Source organism: Micromonospora sp. Mcm103 (assembly GCF_024519755.1).
Lineage (GTDB): Bacteria > Actinomycetota > Actinomycetes > Mycobacteriales > Micromonosporaceae > Micromonospora > Micromonospora aurantiaca.
In genome coordinates this window covers 38,244-55,809 of record NZ_JALJRJ010000032.1, presented here as the reverse complement: position 1 = coordinate 55,809, position 17,566 = coordinate 38,244, and the positions used below count along the sequence as shown (strand labels likewise).

21 protein-coding genes are annotated in these 17,566 nt (G+C 74.4%); 12 read left to right on the top strand and 9 right to left on the bottom strand.

The window, feature by feature from the left end; all coding sequences use genetic code 11:
• Positions 1-214: 214 nt before the first annotated feature.
• Both OC439_RS28480 and OC439_RS28475 read right to left on the bottom strand, forming a co-directional pair.
• Complete coding sequence (locus OC439_RS28480) at positions 215-619, bottom strand: hypothetical protein (RefSeq protein ID WP_262016126.1); 405 nt, start codon at positions 617-619, stop codon at positions 215-217.
• 2 nt (positions 620-621) lie between these two features.
• On the bottom strand, positions 622-1,419 hold the full coding sequence (locus tag OC439_RS28475) for a GNAT family N-acetyltransferase (RefSeq protein ID WP_262016125.1): 798 nt from the start codon (positions 1,417-1,419) through the stop codon (positions 622-624).
• Between the two features lie 41 nt (positions 1,420-1,460).
• Between OC439_RS28475 and OC439_RS28470 the strand changes: the two genes are divergently transcribed.
• The 3 genes from OC439_RS28470 to OC439_RS28460 are packed head-to-tail and all read left to right on the top strand — an operon-like array spanning position 1,461 to position 2,565.
• Positions 1,461-1,847 (top strand): YidH family protein, encoded by a 387-nt coding sequence (locus OC439_RS28470; protein WP_262016124.1) that lies wholly within the window; start codon positions 1,461-1,463, stop codon positions 1,845-1,847.
• Entirely contained in the window at positions 1,844-2,143 is a 300-nt protein-coding gene (locus tag OC439_RS28465) for a DUF202 domain-containing protein (protein ID WP_262016123.1), read from the top strand. The genes OC439_RS28470 and OC439_RS28465 overlap by 4 nt, the downstream gene beginning before the upstream one ends.
• Before the next feature lie 26 nt (positions 2,144-2,169).
• A complete protein-coding gene (locus tag OC439_RS28460) occupies positions 2,170-2,565 on the top strand; it encodes a PLD nuclease N-terminal domain-containing protein (RefSeq protein WP_262016122.1) in 396 nt (131 codons plus the stop codon).
• 55 nt (positions 2,566-2,620) lie between these two features.
• Here the strand turns inward: OC439_RS28460 and OC439_RS28455 are convergent, their stop codons facing one another.
• Both OC439_RS28455 and OC439_RS28450 read right to left on the bottom strand, forming a co-directional pair.
• Entirely contained in the window at positions 2,621-4,243 is a 1,623-nt protein-coding gene (locus OC439_RS28455) for an acetolactate synthase (protein ID WP_262016121.1), read from the bottom strand.
• Between the two features lie 70 nt (positions 4,244-4,313).
• Positions 4,314-5,087: an enoyl-CoA hydratase/isomerase family protein gene (locus OC439_RS28450; RefSeq protein ID WP_120571337.1), complete on the bottom strand. Its 774-nt coding sequence runs from the start codon at positions 5,085-5,087 to the stop codon at positions 4,314-4,316.
• 131 nt (positions 5,088-5,218) lie between these two features.
• Between OC439_RS28450 and OC439_RS28445 the strand changes: the two genes are divergently transcribed.
• Positions 5,219-5,782, top strand: coding sequence for a DUF6232 family protein (locus tag OC439_RS28445; protein WP_262016120.1), 564 nt, complete (start codon positions 5,219-5,221; stop codon positions 5,780-5,782).
• Here OC439_RS28445 and OC439_RS28440 read toward each other — a convergent pair.
• Positions 5,728-6,159 carry a nuclear transport factor 2 family protein gene (locus OC439_RS28440; RefSeq protein ID WP_262016119.1) on the bottom strand — a complete coding sequence of 144 codons (432 nt, stop codon included), beginning with the start codon at positions 6,157-6,159 and terminating at the stop codon, positions 5,728-5,730. The two genes, OC439_RS28445 and OC439_RS28440, sit on opposite strands and share 55 nt — an antisense overlap.
• A gap of 58 nt (positions 6,160-6,217) precedes the next feature.
• Between OC439_RS28440 and OC439_RS28435 the strand changes: the two genes are divergently transcribed.
• A complete protein-coding gene (locus OC439_RS28435) occupies positions 6,218-6,700 on the top strand; it encodes a DUF6232 family protein (RefSeq protein WP_262016118.1) in 483 nt (160 codons plus the stop codon).
• A 15-nt stretch (positions 6,701-6,715) separates the two neighbouring features.
• On the opposite strand, the gene OC439_RS28430 is transcribed toward OC439_RS28435, so the two are convergent.
• Complete coding sequence (locus OC439_RS28430; protein ID WP_262016117.1) at positions 6,716-8,191, bottom strand: alpha/beta fold hydrolase; 1,476 nt, start codon at positions 8,189-8,191, stop codon at positions 6,716-6,718.
• A gap of 94 nt (positions 8,192-8,285) precedes the next feature.
• On the opposite strand from OC439_RS28430, the gene OC439_RS28425 reads away from it, so the two are divergent.
• Positions 8,286-9,056, top strand: coding sequence for a hypothetical protein (locus OC439_RS28425; RefSeq protein WP_262016116.1), 771 nt, complete (start codon positions 8,286-8,288; stop codon positions 9,054-9,056).
• Positions 9,057-9,059: 3 nt separating this feature from the next.
• On the opposite strand, the gene OC439_RS28420 is transcribed toward OC439_RS28425, so the two are convergent.
• Together OC439_RS28420 and OC439_RS28415 are read right to left on the bottom strand one after the other, a co-directional pair.
• Positions 9,060-9,956 carry a ribokinase gene (locus OC439_RS28420; protein WP_262016115.1) on the bottom strand — a complete coding sequence of 299 codons (897 nt, stop codon included), beginning with the start codon at positions 9,954-9,956 and terminating at the stop codon, positions 9,060-9,062.
• 16 nt (positions 9,957-9,972) lie between these two features.
• On the bottom strand, positions 9,973-10,812 hold the full coding sequence (locus OC439_RS28415; RefSeq protein WP_410054966.1) for an ABC transporter ATP-binding protein: 840 nt from the start codon (positions 10,810-10,812) through the stop codon (positions 9,973-9,975).
• Between the two features lie 132 nt (positions 10,813-10,944).
• On the opposite strand from OC439_RS28415, the gene OC439_RS28410 reads away from it, so the two are divergent.
• Complete coding sequence (locus OC439_RS28410; protein ID WP_262016113.1) at positions 10,945-11,949, top strand: ATP-binding cassette domain-containing protein; 1,005 nt, start codon at positions 10,945-10,947, stop codon at positions 11,947-11,949.
• Positions 11,946-12,956, top strand: coding sequence for an ABC transporter permease subunit (locus OC439_RS28405; RefSeq protein ID WP_262016112.1), 1,011 nt, complete (start codon positions 11,946-11,948; stop codon positions 12,954-12,956). The genes OC439_RS28410 and OC439_RS28405 overlap by 4 nt, the downstream gene beginning before the upstream one ends.
• Before the next feature lie 85 nt (positions 12,957-13,041).
• Here the strand turns inward: OC439_RS28405 and OC439_RS28400 are convergent, their stop codons facing one another.
• Positions 13,042-14,247, bottom strand: a complete 1,206-nt coding sequence (locus OC439_RS28400; RefSeq protein ID WP_262016111.1) for an ROK family transcriptional regulator — start codon at positions 14,245-14,247, stop codon at positions 13,042-13,044.
• 124 nt (positions 14,248-14,371) lie between these two features.
• Between OC439_RS28400 and OC439_RS28395 the strand changes: the two genes are divergently transcribed.
• The 4 genes from OC439_RS28395 (at position 14,372) to OC439_RS28380 (ending at position 17,504) form a co-directional block, all read left to right on the top strand.
• The gene (locus tag OC439_RS28395; RefSeq protein WP_262016110.1) at positions 14,372-15,826 is read left to right on the top strand and encodes a glycoside hydrolase family 3 protein; all 1,455 of its coding nucleotides are present in this window, start codon (positions 14,372-14,374) and stop codon (positions 15,824-15,826) included.
• 121 nt (positions 15,827-15,947) lie between these two features.
• Positions 15,948-16,382 carry a hypothetical protein gene (locus OC439_RS28390; protein ID WP_194799604.1) on the top strand — a complete coding sequence of 145 codons (435 nt, stop codon included), beginning with the start codon at positions 15,948-15,950 and terminating at the stop codon, positions 16,380-16,382.
• Positions 16,379-16,864, top strand: coding sequence for a thiol-disulfide oxidoreductase DCC family protein (locus OC439_RS28385; RefSeq protein ID WP_262016109.1), 486 nt, complete (start codon positions 16,379-16,381; stop codon positions 16,862-16,864). Before OC439_RS28390 ends, OC439_RS28385 begins: the two co-directional genes overlap by 4 nt.
• A complete protein-coding gene (locus OC439_RS28380) occupies positions 16,800-17,504 on the top strand; it encodes a TetR/AcrR family transcriptional regulator (protein ID WP_262016108.1) in 705 nt (234 codons plus the stop codon). The genes OC439_RS28385 and OC439_RS28380 overlap by 65 nt, the downstream gene beginning before the upstream one ends.
• The last annotated feature ends 62 nt before the right edge of the window (positions 17,505-17,566 follow it).

Here is a 17,566-nt window from a genome sequence, read left to right as displayed (position 1 = left end):
GAATCAGGCACCTGCTTGACGAGTACGACGATGTTCATCGCGCTTCGACGACCCTCCTGTTTGGTGTAGCGATCACTCGCCCGGTCACGGGCGCAGCCTCCCGCGTGACGCAACGTGGGTCAACCGCGGGCAGCTGTGCACTTCCCCACGAGGCAATGTTACCCGCAAGTAGCATGGCCACCCCGGCGGCCCGGAGTGACGCAACTCACCACCGTCACGCCGCCGCGGCCAGCGCCTGCCGGATCTTCTCGATCGCCGCCGCCTCGGCCGGCTCGATCCCCCGGTGCGCCTGCGCCACCCGATCCGCCGCGTCCAGCACCACCGACCGGTACGTCTCGACGTCCCCCGGCGACTTGGCGCGCAGGATCTCCACCGACCGGCCCAGCGCGGGCAGCACCACCGACTCGACCTCCAGGACCGAGTCCCGAGGGAGCTGCGGCAGCGGGCCGGTGGTCAGCGCCTCCTTCACCACGCCCCCCACCTCGCCGAGTGCGCCGGAGGCGGCGAAGCTCTCCCGCACCATCGCCAGCACCCCCGGTACGGCGTTGGAGACCAGGAACACGGCACCGAACGCGCCGGTCTTCAGGGTGAGCCGCTCGTCCGCCGTCAACCGTTCCATGATCACGGAGTGTAGACGTAGGGCGTGGAGGTGGTGACCGCAACGAGCCCGAGCCGCTCCAGGATGGGCCGGCTGTCCGGCGAGCAGTCCACCTGCAGCAACGCCTTGCCGCGCTGCTGCGCCAGTCGCGCCCGGTACGCCACCAGCGCGCGGTAGATGCCCTTCTTGCGCCACTGCGGCAGCGTCGAGCCGCCCCAGAGGCTGGCGAAGCCGGTGCCGCGCTGGTAGCGGATCCAGCCCGCGCTGACCACCGTCTCCCCCGCCTCGGCCACCACGATCGTGATCGACTGCGGATCCGCCTCGATCTCCCGGGCCAGCCCGTACACCAGGTGGCTGCGGTCCTCCTGCCAGACCTCCTCCTCCATGGCGGCGATCCGCTCCAGGTCGGCCCGGCCGGTGACCTCGCGCAGGCGTACCCCCTCGGGGAGCACCGGGACGGCGGCAGCGAGCGGCGCGACCGGACCGACCACGACTGTCTCCTGGTCCTCCGGGACGAACCCGGCGGCGCGCAGCCGGTCGGCCAGGTCGGCCGGCTCGTCGTGACCGGCGAGCTTCCACTCGACCGCCTCGCCCCGGGCCCGGAAGACCTCGACCTGCCGGGCGATCAGCGCGTCCAGCTCGGCGCCGGCCAGGCCGTCGAGCGTCCGGTAGGTGAGGAAGCCGCGGTGGTCGAGCCCGAGCACGCGGAACAGCGGGCCGTCGCGCTCCACAGTCACCCCGTCCGGCAGCGGGTCCGGCAGCTCCGGTCGGATCTGGCTGTCGTAGGCGTCACGCAGCTCGCGCGCGTCAAGATCGGTCATCCCCCCAGGCTAGGCGCGGGGCAAAGCGGATAATCGGCAGCGTGTGGGAGTCGATCAAGAGCTGGTTCGACCCGCGTGAGCTCCGTTCGGTCGGCACCCCGCCGGACTACCGCTTCTCGCTGGCGAACGAACGGACGTTCCTGGCCTGGCTGCGAACAGGTCTCGCGCTGGTGGCGGGCGGGCTGGCTGCGGCGCAGTTCCTGCCGCCGCTGCGCCTGGCCCACCTGCGCGAGGCGCTCGCGGTCGCGCTGCTGCTGCTCGGCGCCACCGTCTCGATCCGGGCGGTCGACCACTGGGCGCGCACCGAACGCGCCATGCGGCTGAACGAGGAGTTGCCCGCGTCCCGCTTCCCGGCCGTCCTGGCGCTCGTCGTCGCGGTCGGCGCGCTGCTGCTGGTGGCCGCCGTGCTGGTGGGCGGCGCGCGGTGACCCGTGACCCCGGCCTGCAACCCGAGCGCACCCGGCTGGCGTGGCGGCGGACGCTGCTCACGCTCACCGCGGTGCTGCTGCTCCAGCTCCGGCCGGCGTTCGGCGGCCGGCCCGCGGACGCGGCGCCGGCCGGGCTCGCGGTAGTGGTCTGGCTCGCCGTGCTCGTGGTGACGTGGCACCGGGCCACCGGCACCGGACCGCGCCGGTTCGACAGATGGTCGGTGCCGCTGACCGCGCTCGGCGCGGCCGGACTGGCGGTGCTCGGCGTGGCGCACGTGCTCGGCGGGGTGCACTGACGAGCGGCGGTGAGCCATCATGAGGCATGGCCCGCCTCTACGTGCTGCTCTTCCTGGTCCAGATCGTCCTCGCCGTGTGCGCGCTGATCAGCTGCCTCTCCGCCGACGAGGAGAAGGTCAAGGCGCTGCCCCGGATGATCTGGGTGCTGATCATTCTCTTCTTCCCGCTGGTCGGCTCGATCGCCTGGTTCCTCGTGGGCCGCGAGCGCCCGGCCGGGACCGCCGGCGTCACCGGCACGGCCCGTCCCACCGCGCCCGCCCGCCGTCCGCTCGCCCCGGACGACGACCCGGAGTTCCTCGCCTCGCTCGACGAGCGGTCCCGCCGCGAGGACCAGGAACGGCTGCGGCTGTGGGAGGAGGACCTGCGCCGCCGCGAGGAGGAACTGCGCCGCCCGGACGACAGGGACCGCCCCGAGGTCTGACACGCGCCGCGGGCCGCCCGCCGGTCACCCGGCGGACGGCCCGCACGCGCCGTGGTCAGGCCAGGTTCGACGAACGGGGGTACGCGTCGGCGGGGTCGGTCAGCACGTTCACCAGGTACGGCACGCCCGAGTCGAACGCGCGCCCCAGCGCGGGCCCGAGGTCGGCGGCCTTCTCCACCGTCTCGCCCGCGCCGCCGAGCGCCTCGACCACCTTGTCGTAGCGCAGGCCGGGCTGGAGGTCGGCGGCCACGTCGTAGCCGTACATCGCCCGCATCGGGTGCTTCTCCAGCCCCCAGATGCCGTTGTTGCCGACCACGATCACCACCGGCAGCTTCTGCCGGACCAGCGACTCCACGTCCATCAGCGAGAAGCCGGCCGCCCCGTCGCCCATCAGCACGCAGATCTGCCGGTCCGGGTGACTGACCCGGGCGCCCATCGCGTAGCCCATGCCGGTGCCGAGGCACCCGTACGGGCCGGGGTCGAGCCAGGTGCCGGGCTGGGCCGGCTCCAGGTACCGGCCGGCGTACGACACGAAGTCGCCGCCGTCACCGATGGTGATGGCGTCAGGCGCGAGCGCCCTGCGCAGCTCGCCGTAGATCCGGGCCGGGCGGATCGGGTCGCTCTCGGCGGCCATCTCCTCGGCGTCGCGGGCCTTCGTAGCGTCCTCGGCGGTCCGCAGCTCGGCGATCCAGTCGGCGTGGTCGGCCCGGTCACCGGTGTGGTCGGCGAGCGCGCCGAGGATCAGCCGCAGGTCACCGGCCGGCGCGGCGGCCGGCTGCACGTGCCCGGCCCGCTGGCTCGGTGCGTCCACGACGTGCACCACCTGCGCGTCGCCGAAGTCGCCGAAGGAGAGGCGGAAGTCCAGCGGGGTGCCGATCACCACGACCACGTCGGCGCCCTTGAGCGCGACCCGGCGGGCCTTGGCGAAGGCGAGCGGGTGCTCCGGCGGCAGCGCGCCCCGGCCCATCCCGTTTGTGAACACCGGCACCCGCAGCGCCTCGGCGGCGGCGCGCAGCGCGTCGACGGCGTCGCCCGCGTACACGTCGGAACCGGCGATGATCACGGGCCGGGACGCGCCGGCGATCAGGCGGGCCGCCTTCGCCACCTCGTCCGGGTCCGGCTCGATCGGCGCCGGCGGCGTGACCGCCGGCAGGTCGGCGTCACCGACGGAGAAGACCGCCTCCAGCGGGAAGTCCAGGAAGACCGGGCCGCGGTGCGGGGTGAGCGCGGTGGTCAGCGCCGCCGACACCGCGCGCGGGATGTCGTCGGCGCTGAACACCGTCTCGGCGTGCTTGGTCACCGGCGCGACGAGCGGCAGGTGGTCCATCTCCTGGAGGCTGCCCGAGCCCCAGCGGAACTGCGGCGCCCGCCCACCGAGCACCAGCACCGGCGAGGCGTTGAAGAACGCGCTGGTCAGGCCGGAGACCCCGTTGGTGACGCCGGGGCCGGCGGTGAGCACGGCCAGGCCGGGGCGGCGCTGGAGCTTGGCGACCGCCTCCGCGGCGAACACGGCGGACTGCTCGTGCCGCACGTCGTAGAGGGGGAAACCCGCCTTGTGGGCGGCGTCGTAGAGCGGGAAGACGTGCCCGCCGGACAGCGTGAACATCTCCCGTACGCCGTGCGCGCGTAGTGCCGCGAGCGCCAGATCGCCCCCGTGGCCCTCGACCCGTTCCGTCATGCCATTCCCCTTCGTCGACCGACCGGGGTCACGCTACTGGCCGGTATCGCGGATGTGAACAGCTCTCGCGTCAGCGACCGGTGAAGCCCGGCTTGCGCTTCTCCACGAACGCGGCCATGCCCTCGCGCCGGTCGTCGGTGGCGAACAGCGCCGCGAAGAGCTGGCTCTCCCAGGCCAGGCCCGAGGTGAGGTCCATGTCCAGACCGCCGTCGACAGCCGCCTTCGCCGCGCGCAGCGCCTGCACCGGTCCGGTCAGGAACGGCTTCACGTACGCCACGGCGGCGTCGTAGACCTCGGCGGCCGGGACCACGCGGTCGGCCAGGCCGATGCGCAGCGCCTCGGCGGCGTCGACCATCCGCCCGGTCATGATCAGGTCCTTGGCGCGGGCCGGTCCGACCAGGCGGGCCAGCCGCTGGGTGCCGCCGGCGCCCGGGATGATGCCCAGCTTGATCTCCGGCTGGCCGAGCTTGGCGTCCTCGGCGACGATCCGCCAGTCGCAGGCCAGCGCCAGCTCGCAGCCGCCGCCCAGCGCGTACCCGGTGATCGCGGCGACGACCGGCTTGGGGATGCGGGCGATCGCGCCGAGCGCGCTGGACAGGTCGGCCGCGCGCTCCGCCATGTCCACGTAGGACATGTCGGCCATCTCCTTGATGTCCGCACCGGCCGCGAAGACCTTCTCGCCGCCGTACACGATCACGGCGCGGACCTCGGCGTCGGCGGTGGCCGCCGAGGCGGCGGCGCGCAACTCCTCCTGCACCTGGGTGTTGAGCGCGTTCATCGGCGGCCGCTCCAGCCGGATGGTGCCGATGCCGTCCTTCACTTCCAGCCTGACGAACTCGCCCACGCTGCCCTCACTTCCTCGTCGAAGTCGCGTGCCAACCTTACGACTCGCCTCGTTGGGGTAGACAGTGTGGTGTCGGCGACTCCCCAGGTCGTCGCCGGAGTCGCCGCCGCCCCGCCACCGGGAGTGAGGCCATGATCACCTACTACGACGACCGCTCCGTCCAGGTCACCTCCACCGCGGTACGGGTGGACGGGCGCAGCTACCCGCTGGCCGAACTGACCACCGTGTGGCACCGGCGGGGCGACCGCTCCTGGCGGGTGCTCGCCGGGCGCGGCGCGATCGGGGCCGCGCTCGCCGGACCGCTGGTGGCCGCCGTACTGGGCATCGCGCTGGCCGTGTGGCTGCAACGCTCGGCGGCGGTCACCGTCGCCATCGTGGGCATCTCGGTGCTGGTCGGCCTCGCCGTCGGGCCGCTCGCGGACTTCCTCTTCGAACACCTGGACCGCTCGTACGCCCGGGGCAGCCGGGAGATGGAGATGTGGGCGCAATGGCGGGGCCGCCCGGTGCGGCTGCTGCACACCCGCGACGCGATGCGCTTCGGGCAGGTCTACCGGGCGGTGCAGCGGGCCATGGAGAGCCTGCCGGCCACGCCGGGTCGTCCCGCGCCAGGTCGTTCCGCGACCGGTCCTGCCGCGACGGGTCAGAACGTGATCGGCTCGTCCGGCAGCAGGCCCAGCCCGCGCAACAGGCCGTAGGTGTCCTGCTCGCCCCAGAACTGGACGATCCGGCCGCCGGCCAGGCGGTACATCTTGCAGGCGCTCTGCACGGTGGTCGCCCCTGTCGCGTCCCGCCGGTACGTCTGCGCCAGCGACACCACCACCCGGTCTCCGGCCGCGAAGATCTCCCGGATCTCCTGGTCGATCACGGTCAGGCCGGGCGAGGAGACGGCCGCCTCGGGATAGCGCCGGCCGCGTACCGCGGTGCCGGAGCCGTAGACCTCCACGTCCTCGTCGACCACCTCGGCCAGTTCGGCCAGGTCCTTCGTGACGAAGGTGCGCAGGTAACGCCTGACCACCTCGACGTTGCGCGCCTGCTCGTCGCCGCCGGTTCCGGCCCCGCTCCGGTCCGTCATGCCGCCAGCCTACCGGCGCACGCATCGCCGGCATCGACACACGCGGTTAGGCTGATTCATGGTCCTCTATTACCGGGACGACACCGTGCAGGTCACCTCCGAGGCCATCCACGCGGGCGGTCAGGCCGTCGCGCTCGCCGACGTCACGTACGTCTGGCACGCGCGCGGCACCACCACACTGGCCGTCCGAGGGCGGGTGCTGGGGCGCGGGGTGCTGGTCCTGCTGCTGTCGCTGCCACCACTGGTCGCCGTGGTCTGCGTGCTCTCGCTGGCCTGGTCCGCGCAGGACCGCGGCGAGTGGAAACTGGCCCTGATCATCCTGGCCGCGTTCGTGGTGGTGGGACTGGCGCTCACCCCGTTCCTGGAGGTGCCGCTCGGCTGGCTGGACCGCTCCTACGAGCGCGGCAACCGGGTGCACGAACTGTGGGTGCAGCACCACGGCCGGGAGACGATGCTGGTCCGCACGCCCGACGCGCTGCGGTTCGGGCAGATCTACCGGGCCGTGCAACGCGCCGTGGAGCAGCAGACCGACCGTCGCTGAGCCGACCGGCGCCGGTCAGGTCAGCGGCAGCGTGGTCGCGATCGGCCAGGCGAGCACCACCGCCCCTACCGACGGCGCCAGCCACCACGGCGCGGCCCGGCGGCGCAGCACCACGGCCCAGGCCGCCTGCCAGGCCACAAGCGCCGCGAACAGCGGCACCACCAGCAGTACGAACCCGGGTGCCAGGCCGATGACCGCGGCGACGGCGAGCACCAGCACGGCGATCCCGCCGGTGGCCACGTACCGGACGCCGTGGCCGTCCGCGAGCCGCTCGGCGCCGAGCAGGAACGCCAGGCAGCAGAACGTCACCAGGGGCAGCAGCCACCACCGGGCCCCGACCGGCACGGTCGAGGTGAGACCGAGATGAAGCGGCAGCGCGACGGCGAGCACCGCGTACCCGAGGAGCACGACGGCGACGACAGCGGACCGGACGCCACCACCGGTCGCCGGCGGCCGGCGGGGTTTCGCGAAGCGCGCCGCGGCGGCCAGCAGCACGCCGGTGAGCAGCAGGAACACCGCCACGTATCCGCCCACGGCGAGCGGTAGCCGGGCGGTCGGCAGCAGCGCGGCGAGCACGGCGCCCACACCGGCCGCCGGCACCGTCGCGGCGAGCCACCGCCCGGTACGCGGACCGCCGGCGCCCGCCCGCGCCCGGCGCGGCAGCAGCGCGGCAAGCGGCACGAAGCCCAGCGCGAGCCCCGCCAGCAGCAGCCCGGCGCCGCCCGGCCGGGTCAGCGGGGACGGCGGCGGCCCACCGGTACGGTCCGGGAGCGCGTCGAGCACCGCGGCGTGGGTACGCGGCGCGAACAGCACCGACACGTGCTCGGTGCCGGGTGCCACCACCCGCGTGCGGGTGCCCGGTGGCGCGTCCCGCGTCGCCTCGTCGACCGCCTGGCGGAAACCGGCGAACTCCAGCCCGCCCACCACGAGCGTCAGCCTCCCCGGCCAGCCCGCCGGTACGTCGCTGCCGTCGGGCAGCGAGATCGCCACGGTCCGGTCGATCTCCGGATGCGCGACCGCGTACCGGACGACCGCACCCGCGCCCATGGAGTGCCCGACAAGGACGATCCGGTCCGGGTCGACGCCGGGCCGCCCGCGCAGCCAGGCGACCGCCACATCCAGGTCGTGCCGCAGCAGCGCCCGGCTGCGTTCCTCGTCCCGGCCCGCGCCGGGCAGCCGGGCGTGGCTGGCGCCGTGGCCGGCGAAATCGAGCAGCACCGCGACGCCGCCCCGGCGGGCCACCGAGTCGGCGAGCGGCCGCATCAGCCGGGCCGACCCGGCGAAGCCGTGCGCGATCACCACCCCGGGCCGCCGGTCGCCGCTCACGCCGTCCGCCCGGACCTCGGTCAGCGGCACTCCCGCCACCGTCGCCCGCCGCGTGCTCAGACCGGCGTCGGCGCGGGCCAGGAGCAGGGCGCCGAGGACGACGGCGAGCAGCGCGACCACGCCGCAGGCGAGCAGTCGCCGCGACGCCGGGCCGGGGGTGGGCATGCCGGCACCCTACGCCGCACCGGGCGGCTGGCGTGACCTTCGCCGCCCGGCCGCCGTCGGGCGGCACTGGCCGCGACGCCGCACACTGGATGTCATGGCGATCCCTCTTCCCCGGCCCGGTGCCGTGCTCGGCCTCACCCGTACCGCACTGGACCAGGCGCTCGGCTCGGCCGCCACGGTGGCCTCGGTGCCCGCTCGGGCCTTCGCCGTCCTCGACCAGGTCGAGGCGCTGGTCCGGCGGATCGACGGGGTGGTCGACCGGATCGAGGGCACGCTCGACCGCACCGACCGGGTGCTCACCGACGCCGAGACGGCGGTCCGCGAGGTGGCGGTGATCAGCGCCGCCGCCACCGCGGCGATCGACACGGCGACCGAGGTGGCCGCCGCGGCGACTGTCGTCGTCGGCGAGGCGCAGCGGGTCTCCGAGGCGGCGGCCGTGGTGGTCGGCGAGGCCGACCGGGTGGCCCGCGGCGCGGCCGGTGTGGTGACCGAGGCGGAGACGGTGACCGCGCGGGCGGCGGGCACGCTCGCGACAGCGGAGAAGGCGACCGGCGTGGCGAACGAGTTGCTCGCCGCGTACGAGGCGACGCTGCGGCGGGCCGCGCCGATGGCGGCGCGGTTCGTGGAGCAGCTCAGCCCGGAGGAGGTGACCGCCGCGATCCGGCTCGTGGACGAGTTGCCGAAGCTCAAGGACCATCTCACCTCGGACGTGCTGCCGATCCTGGCCACGCTGGACCGGGTCGGCCCGGATCTGCACGACCTGCTGGACGTCACACGCGATCTCAAGCTCGCGGTCGCCGGCATCCCCGGGCTCGGCATGCTGCGCCGGCGCGGCGAACGCCTCACCGACGAACCGGCCGGCTGAGGCTCAGCCGGCCGGGAACAGCTCGTCGATCTCCGCCCGGTGGGGCAGCGCGACCGAGGCGCCGAGCTTGCGTACGCACGCCGCACCGGCAGCCGCCGCCCAGCGCACCGCGTCGGCCAGGTCCCGCCCCTCGCCCCAGGCCACCGCGAGCGCGGCGGTGAACGCGTCCCCGGCGGCGGTCGAGTCGACCACGTCCACCGGCACCGCCGGCACGTGCGTCGCCGGCCGGTCCCGGTCGACGTACCACGCGCCGTCGCCGCCGAGCGTCAGCACCGCCCGGGGCACCAGGTCCAGCAGCGCCGCCGGCTCGTCCCGGCCGCGACCGGTCAGCGCCTGCGCCTCCGGCTCGTTCACCACGAGCAGATCGGTCGCCGCCAGCAGCTCGGCCGGCACCGATCGGGCCGGCGCCGCGTTCAGTACCACCCGGGTGCCCGCCGACCGGGCCGCCAGCGCCGCCTCGGTCACCGTCTCGACCGGCACCTCCAGCTGCGCGACGAGCACATCCGCATCGCGTACGGCGGAGAGCTCGTCCGCGGTCAGCGACGTGAACGCGGCGTTCGCCCCGGGGGTGACCAGGATGGCGTTCTCCCCCGCGCCGCCGACCATGACCAGCGCGACGCCGGACGGGCCGTAGACCACCCGCAGGTGGCCGGTGTCCACGCCGGCCGCTGTCATCCGGGCCCGCAGCGTCACGCCGAACGAGTCCGAGCCGATCGCGCCGAGGAAGACGCAGGATGCGCCGGCGCGTACCGCGGCGACCGCCTGGTTGGCGCCCTTGCCGCCGGGCAGCATGACGAAGTCGTCGCCCAGCACCGTCTCGCCGGGCCGGGGCAGCGCCGCGCCGATGCCGACGAGGTCCATGTTGGCGCTGCCGACGACGGCGATCCGGGTCTGCGGCACGGTGTCGTCCCGTCGCTCAGGCGGCGCGGGCGGCCCAGCGGTCGCCGGACCGCGTGACCACCAGCGGAAGGCCGAACGTCTTCGACAGGTTGTCGGCGGTGAGCACGTCGGCGAGCAGGCCCTGCGCCACCACGCCGCCCTCGCGCAGCAGCAGCGCGTGGGTGAAGCCCGGCGGGATCTCCTCGACGTGGTGGGTGACGAGCACCATGGCGGGCGCGTCCGGGTCGTACGCCAGCTCGGCCAGCCGGGCCACCAGGTCCTCGCGCCCGCCCAGGTCGAGCCCGGCGGCCGGCTCGTCGAGGAGCAGCAGCTCCGGGTCGGTCATCAGGGCGCGGGCGATCTGCACGCGCTTGCGCTCGCCCTCGGACAGCGTGCCGTACGTGCGGTCGGTGAGGTGGCCGACGCCGAGCTGGCGCAGCAGCGCGGCGGCGCGCGCCTCGTCGGTGCGGTCGTAGCTCTCCCGCCAGCGGCCGACCACCGACCAGGCGGCGGTCACCACCACGTCGACGACCCGCTCCTCGGCGGGGATCCGCTCGGCGAGCGTCGCGGTGGACAGGCCGATGCGGGTACGCAGCTCGTTGACGTCGGTACGGCCGATGCGCTCGCCGAGCACGTGCGCGACGCCGCTGGTCGGGTGCAGCCGGCCGGCGGCCAGGTTGAGCAGCGTGGTCTTGCCCGCGCCGTTCGGCCCGAGCACCACCCACCGTTCGTCCAGCTCGACCCGCCAGTCGACGTCGTGCACCAGCGCGGTGCCGGAACGCTTGACGCCGACCCCGTCGAGGCTGACCACCAGATCCGCGTCCACGGTCGAGGGGGCGGGGGCGCCCGGGGCGCCGGGGATCAGGTCACCAGTCACCGCTCCATCCAATCACGCACCCGGCCCGGCGCCCCCCACGGGCGGCGCCGCCGCCATAGGGTGGGGCGCCGTGTCGTTGGTCACCACTTCCGGAAGGACACTCATGCCCGACCGCTGCCGGAAGGCGCGCGGATGAGCGCGGTCATCGAGATCGCCGGTCTCCGCAAGACGTTCCACACGCTGCGCCAGGGGCGCCGGGTCGCCGTCGACGGCTTCGACATGCTGGTCGAGGCGGGTCAGGTGCACGGTTTCCTCGGGCCGAACGGGTCCGGGAAGACCACCACGCTGCGTGCGCTGCTGGGGCTGGTCCGGCCGGACTCCGGGCGGATGCGCGTGCTGGGCGCCGAGTCCCCCGAGCACCTGCCGGACGTGGCCGGCCGGGTCGGCGCGATCGTGGAGAGCCCGCAGTTCTTCGCCAACTTCACCGCGCACCGGACGCTGCGGTTGCTGGCGCTCGCAGGCGGTGTGCCGACCAGCCGGGTGGACGAGGTGCTGGAGCAGGTCGGGCTGCGCGACCGGGGCGACGAGCGGGTCAAGGGCTACTCGCTGGGCATGAAGCAGCGGCTGGCGGTCGCGTCGGCCCTGCTGAAGAACCCGGAGCTGCTGATCCTGGACGAGCCGGCGAACGGGCTGGACCCGGCCGGCATCCGGGAGATGCGCGACCTGACCCGGTCGCTGGCCGAGGCCGGGGTGACGGTGCTGCTGTCCAGCCACATCCTGGCCGAGATCCAGTTGATCTGCGACCACGTGACGATCGTGAGCCGGGGGCAGCGGGTCGCGTACGGGCCGGTGCAGGACGTGCTGGCCGGCTTCGACCAGCACCAGTGGCGGGTCCGGGTGGCCGACCCGGAGCGGGCCGGGGAGCTGCTGGGCCGGGCCGGCCTGTCGGTGGCCGTCGCGCCGGACCACCTGGTGGTGACCGGTGTGCAGGATCCGGAGACGATCAGCCGGACGCTCGGCGAGCAGGGCATGTGGGTACGCGAGCTGGTCCCGCTGCGGCCGGACCTGGAGAGCGTCTTCCTGGAGCTGACCGGCGGCCACGAGCACGTGGCGGTGCCGCGGCAGGTCGACGGCGCGCCGCCGAGCGACGGAGTGATCGACCTCGACGTCCGGGAGACCCGGGAGGTGGACGCGTGAACCTGGTCCGTGCCGAGCTGGAGCGGCTGGCCGCCCGGCGTTTCGTGCAGCTCATGATGGTGCTGCTGGCTGTCGCCTTCGCGGTGACAGTGGTGACCACCCTCGCCGGTTCGCACCGGCCGAGCCCGGCGGAGCTGAGCCGGGCGCAGGCGCAGGCGGCGGAGAGCGTGCGCCAGATGGAGATGACGTACGACCGCTGCCTGCGGATCCGGGAGGGCTCGCTCCCGCCGGGCGAGAGCGACTACCTGCCGCGCGACTGCGCCCAGATCGATCCGGCCCAGCTCGAGGATCTGCCGAGCGCTGCCGACTACCTCAGCGGTGTCTTCGTCTTCGCCAAGGAGGCCGAGCCACTGCTCTACTTCCTGATCGCGTTCCTGACGCTGTTCGGGTTCCTGGTCGGCGCCTCCTACATCGGGGCCGACCTGAACTCGGGCGGGGTGGTCAACCTGCTGCTGTGGCGGCCCCGGCGGCCCACTGTGCTGGCCGCGAAGCTCGGCACGCTGCTGGGCGGGCTGCTCGGCCTGTCGGTGCTGGCGTCGGCGGCGTACCTCGGGGCGTTCTGGTTGATCGGCCAGGCGTCCGGCCTGGTCGGGCGGACCGGTGGCGACTTCTGGCCGTCGCTTGGCGCGATCTGGGTACGCGGGCTGGTGCTGGTGCTGCTCGCCGCGGCGCTCGGGTTCGCCGTGGCCACGCTGGGCCGGCACACCTCGGCGGCGCTGGGCACGGTGGCCGCGTACGTGGTGGTGTGGGAGCTGGGTGCGCGGCTGGTGTTCCAGATCCTCGAGGTCGGCCGGCCTGATCGGTACATGCTGTCCAGCTATCTGGCGGCCTGGCTGTCCGGTGAGGTACGGCTCTGGGACAACAACGCCTGCGGCCCCGGGATCTCCGGCTACTGCGACGGCTCCTACACGCTGACCTGGACGTCGGGCGTGGTGGTGCTGTTCGGGCTCACCGGCGCGCTGGTGGCCGCGGCGTTCGCGGTGTTCCGTCGCCGCGACCTGATCTGACCGGAGCCGCATCCCGGCAACTCCTTGCGAACCCTGGCGCCATGATGAAGGATTCCTTCACATGGCGCCAGGGTGCACGACGCGGTCAGCCGACCGTCGAGCCGAACACCTCGTCGCGTACCGCGTCCAGCGCGGTCCGCAGCGCGCCGCGCAGGATCGGCTCCTCGGTCAGCCCGGTGGTCACCACCCGGGGCCGGACCAGCGTGATCGCGGCGACCTCGTGCTGCACCCGCTCGGCCAGCGCCGCCCCGCCGGCCTGGCCGACCGCCCCGGCGAGCACCACGAGCGGCGGGTCCAGCACCACGCAGGTGCTCGCCACACCGAGCGCCAGCCGCCGGGCCAGCTCGTCGAGCATCGGCCCACCGGCGGTGCCGGCGGCGATGGCCGCGCGGACCACCTCGGCGGCCCGGGCCGCCGCCACGCCCTGCTCCGCCGCGTCCGGGCTGGCGAAACCGTGCTCGGCGGCCACCGCGCGTACCGCGTCGGCGCCGACGAGCTGCTGGAACGCCGGCTTGGCCCGCTTGGACACGTCGCGCGGGATGGGCGCGCCGGGCACCGGCAGGTAGCCGATCTCGCCGGCCGCGCCGCTGCTGCCGTGGTGCAGCCGGCCGCCCAGCATGATGGCCAGGCCGACGCCCGCGTCCACCCAGACCAGCACGAAGTCGGCGGTGCCACGGGCCGCCCCGGACTGCGCCTCGGCCACCGCGGCGAGGTTCACGTCGTTCTCGAACACGACGGGGGTGTCCAGGTCCTCGCGCAGCGCGGCGAGCAGGCCGCTGTGCCAGCGCGGCAGGTTGAACGCGAACGTGATGTCGCCGGTCTGCGGGTCGACCAGGCCGGGGGTGCCGAGCACGACGCGCCGGACGGCGGACAGCTCCGCACCGGCACTGGCCGCCGCCTGGACCACGGCGTTGTGCACCACGCCGACCGGGTCGTCGGTGTCCTTCGTGGACTGCTCGACCCGGCCGGCCACGGTGCCGGTGATGTCGGCGCAGGCCGCCACCACCCGCTCCGCCCCCACCTCCACGCCCACCACGTACGCGCTGCTCGGCCGGACGGCGTAGAGCTGGGCGTTCGGGCCCCGCCCGCCGGCCTGCTCGCCGACCCGGGCGACCAGGCCGCGCTCCTCCAGCCGCTCGACGAGCTGGGACGCGGTGACCTTGGACAGCCCGGTCAGCTCACCGATGCGGGCCCGGGTCAGCGGGCCACGTTCGAGCAGCAGCTCCAGCGCCGCACGATCGTTGAGCGCCCGCAGGAGTCGGGGGGTGCCGGGCAGCCGGGTCGCACTCATGCCGTCGTCCTCAATTTTCAGTAAAGTTTTCTAACCACAAAACGCCTGCCGAGGGGTGTCCGTTAGCGTATCGGCCACCCCCATCCGCGGAGGTCGGACGACCCGGCAGGGAAAGGGGATACTCGTGGGTCTGGATCCAGGACTGCGCCGGCTCGCGCTGGGCACGCTGCTGGCGGCGTACCCGGGACCGGTCCCGCCGGACTGGGCGGTCGACCTGCTCGCCGACGGGCTCGCCGGGCACACCCTGTTCGGCACCAACATCCACGACCCGGCCCAGGTGGCGGCGTCCACGGCGGCACTGCGCGCCGGCCGCCCCGACGTGATCGTCGCGATCGACGAGGAGGGCGGCGACGTCACCCGGCTGGCGCACGCCATCGGCAGCCCGTACCCCGGCAACGCCGCGCTCGGCGCGGTGGACGACCCCGACCTCACCCGCCGGGTGTACGCGGCGATCGGCGCGGAACTGGCCGCGCTGGGCATCACCGTCGACCTGGCCCCCACCGTCGACGTGAACACCGCCGACGAGAACCCGGTGATCGGCACCCGCTCGTTCGGGGCGGACCCGAAGCGGGTCGCCGTCCACTCGGCCGCCGCCGTCGCCGGTCTCCAGTCGACCGGTGTGGCCGCCTGCGCCAAGCACTTCCCCGGGCACGGCGCCACCGTCGCGGACTCGCACCACGAGCTGCCCACTGTCGACGTGCCGCCGGCCGTCCTGCGGGAACGCGACCTGCCGCCGTTCGCCGCCGTGGTGGACGCGGGCGTCCGCGCGGTGATGACCGCGCACATCCGCGTGCCGGCGCTGACCGGCGACGGCCCGGCCACGTTCAGCCGCGCGGTCCTGCACGACCTGCTGCGCGTCGAGTACGGCTTCACCGGCGCGGTGATCACCGACGCGCTGGAGATGAAGGGTGCGGTGCTCGCCGCGGGCGGGGTCGGCGCGGGCGCGGTCCGGGCCCTGGCCGCCGGCGCGGACCTGCTCTGCATCGGCGCCCGGGTGGACGCCGAGCTGGTCGAGTCGGTCGCCGCCGAGATCGTCGCGGCGATGGCCGGCGGACGGCTGGCGCGCGAGCGGGTCGAGGAGGCGGCCGGCCGGACCGCCGCGCTCGCCGCCACCACCGGCCCCGCCGACGCCCCGCCGCCCGCCGCCGACGGCCTCGGCTACGCCGCCGCGCTGCGGGCGGTACGCGTGGAGGGCGACCTCGTCCGCGACACCGCGCCGCTGGTGGTGCAGGTGCACGCCACCTCCACCATCGCCGAGGGGCGGGTGCCGTGGGGGCTCGGCCCGCACCTGGCCGCCGGGGTCGAGCAGGCTCGCGCGGTGGCGGGCGAGACCGACCCGGAGCAGTTGCGGCGGCTCGCCGGGGACCGGCCGGTCGTGCTGGTCGGGCGGCACCTGCACCGGCTGCCCGGCGCGCGTGAGCTGGTCGAGGCGCTGGCCGCCACGCATCGGGTGACTGTGGTCGAGATGGGCTGGCCTGGTGCGTGGCGGCCGGCGGGCGCGCGCGCGTTCGTCGCCACCCACGGCGCCAGTCACGCCAACGGCCGGGCCGCCGCCGACGCGCTCGGCCTGACCGCCTGACCCGCACCTCCACGCGGCCCGCTGCCCGGAAGGGCGGCGGACCGCTCTCTTGAACACGTTCAAAATCTGTCGTACGCTCAGGGCGCCAGTGATTTGAACACGTTCAAGAGAGGCTACGGGGATGGACGTGAAGGTCTGGATGTACCTGGCCTACCTGACGGTGAGCATCGGCCTCACCGTCTGGGTGGCACGGGCACTGTCCCGCAACGGGCTGGTGTTCCTGCAGGACGTGTTCGCCGACAGCCGGCTGGCCGAGGCCGTCAACAGCCTGCTGGTGGTCGGCTTCTACCTGCTCAACCTCGGCTACGTCACGGTGGCGATGAAGGAGTCCGGTCCGGTCGGCGACACCAGCCAGGCGCTGGAGCAGCTCTCCATGAAGGTGGGGTTCGTCCTGCTGGTGCTCGGCGCGCTGCACTTCTTCAACGTCTTCGCGCTCGGCCGCTACCGGCGCGGCCGCCTGCGGCAGCAGGCCACTCACCCGCCGCTGCCGCCGGTCAGGATGCTCCCGCCGCAGGGCGGACCGGTACCGGCGGGCCCGAACCCGCCGGCCCGGTGACGTCCGCCCCGGGCGGGCACCCGCAGGATCCCACCGGGCACGGGGCCGGTGGGATCCGCGGGTTCACCGTCCTGTTCGACGCGGACTGCCCGATGTGCCGGGCCGCCCGGCGCTGGCTCGCCTCGCGCGCCCAGCTCGTACCGCTGGAGTTCGTGCCGGCCGGCTCCGCCGAGGCCCGGCGGCGCTTCCCCGGGCTGGACCACGACGCGACGTTGCGCGACCTGACGGTGGTGGCCGACACCGGCGCGGTCTACCGCGGCGACGGCGCCTGGTTCGCCTGCCTGTGGGCGCTCACCGAGCATCGCGGTACGGCCGAGCGGCTGGCCCGTCCACACCTGCTGCCGCTGGCCCGCAAGGTGGTGGCGGCGGCCTCCGCGGTCCGCGAGCGGATCCGGGAACCGGGATACGGTGACGACGATGACCGAGCAGAGTGCGCCGACGACAGCTGCGGGTGGCCCGGGTGGGTCGACGGCCCGGGGTGAGCAGACCCGCCAGCTGATCCTGGACACCGCGATGCGGCTGTTCCGCGAGCGCGGATACGCCCGCACGACGATGCGCGCGGTCGCCCAGGAGGCGGGCGTGGCGGTGGGCAACGCCTACTACTACTTCGGCTCCAAGGAGCACCTGGTCCAGGAGTTCTACGCGGGCACCCAGCGTGAGCACCGGAAGGCGGCCGATCCGGTGCTCGCCCGGGAGCGCGACTTCGGCCCGCGGCTGGCCGGGGTGCTGCACGCGGGCATCGACGTGCTGAGCCCGTACCACGCGTTCGCCGGTGCCTTCTTCAAGACTGCGGCCGAGCCGACCTCGCCGCTCAGCCCGTTCTCCGCCGAGTCGTCGGAGCCCCGGGACATGTCCGTCGCGCTGTTCCGCGAGGCGCTCACCGGGTCCACCGTCAAGCTCGACGAGGAGCTGCGCGAGGCACTGCCCGAGCTGCTCTGGCTCGGCTACATGGGGGTGGTGCTCTACTGGGTGCACGACCGCTCGGCGGGGCAGGTGAAGACCCGGCAGCTCATCGACGGCGTGGTGCCGCTCGTGGACCGGCTGGTGGGGCTGTCCCGGCTGCGCGTACTGCGGCCCGTCACCCGTCAGGCGCTCGCCCTGATCCACACGCTGCGTCACTGACCTCGCCGCCGCGCCTGCCAGCGATTACGCAGGTGAGAGTCCGTAACCGGACAGTGGCACAC

What these genes read in the sequence shown, in the direction of transcription:
- OC439_RS28480 (WP_262016126.1), bottom strand. Translation starts at nt 619, where the DNA reads ATGGAACGGTTGACGGCGGACGAGCGGCTCACCCTGAAGACCGGCGCG.
- OC439_RS28475 (WP_262016125.1), bottom strand. Translation starts at nt 1,419, where the DNA reads ATGACCGATCTTGACGCGCGCGAGCTGCGTGACGCCTACGACAGCCAG.
- OC439_RS28460 (WP_262016122.1), top strand. Translation starts at nt 2,170, where the DNA reads ATGGCCCGCCTCTACGTGCTGCTCTTCCTGGTCCAGATCGTCCTCGCC.
- OC439_RS28455 (WP_262016121.1), bottom strand. Translation starts at nt 4,243, where the DNA reads ATGACGGAACGGGTCGAGGGCCACGGGGGCGATCTGGCGCTCGCGGCA.
- OC439_RS28445 (WP_262016120.1), top strand. Translation starts at nt 5,219, where the DNA reads ATGATCACCTACTACGACGACCGCTCCGTCCAGGTCACCTCCACCGCG.
- OC439_RS28440 (WP_262016119.1), bottom strand. Translation starts at nt 6,159, where the DNA reads ATGACGGACCGGAGCGGGGCCGGAACCGGCGGCGACGAGCAGGCGCGC.
- OC439_RS28435 (WP_262016118.1), top strand. Translation starts at nt 6,218, where the DNA reads ATGGTCCTCTATTACCGGGACGACACCGTGCAGGTCACCTCCGAGGCC.
- OC439_RS28430 (WP_262016117.1), bottom strand. Translation starts at nt 8,191, where the DNA reads ATGCCCACCCCCGGCCCGGCGTCGCGGCGACTGCTCGCCTGCGGCGTG.
- OC439_RS28425 (WP_262016116.1), top strand. Translation starts at nt 8,286, where the DNA reads ATGGCGATCCCTCTTCCCCGGCCCGGTGCCGTGCTCGGCCTCACCCGT.
- OC439_RS28410 (WP_262016113.1), top strand. Translation starts at nt 10,945, where the DNA reads ATGAGCGCGGTCATCGAGATCGCCGGTCTCCGCAAGACGTTCCACACG.
- OC439_RS28400 (WP_262016111.1), bottom strand. Translation starts at nt 14,247, where the DNA reads ATGAGTGCGACCCGGCTGCCCGGCACCCCCCGACTCCTGCGGGCGCTC.
- OC439_RS28390 (WP_194799604.1), top strand. Translation starts at nt 15,948, where the DNA reads ATGGACGTGAAGGTCTGGATGTACCTGGCCTACCTGACGGTGAGCATC.
- OC439_RS28380 (WP_262016108.1), top strand. Translation starts at nt 16,800, where the DNA reads ATGACCGAGCAGAGTGCGCCGACGACAGCTGCGGGTGGCCCGGGTGGG.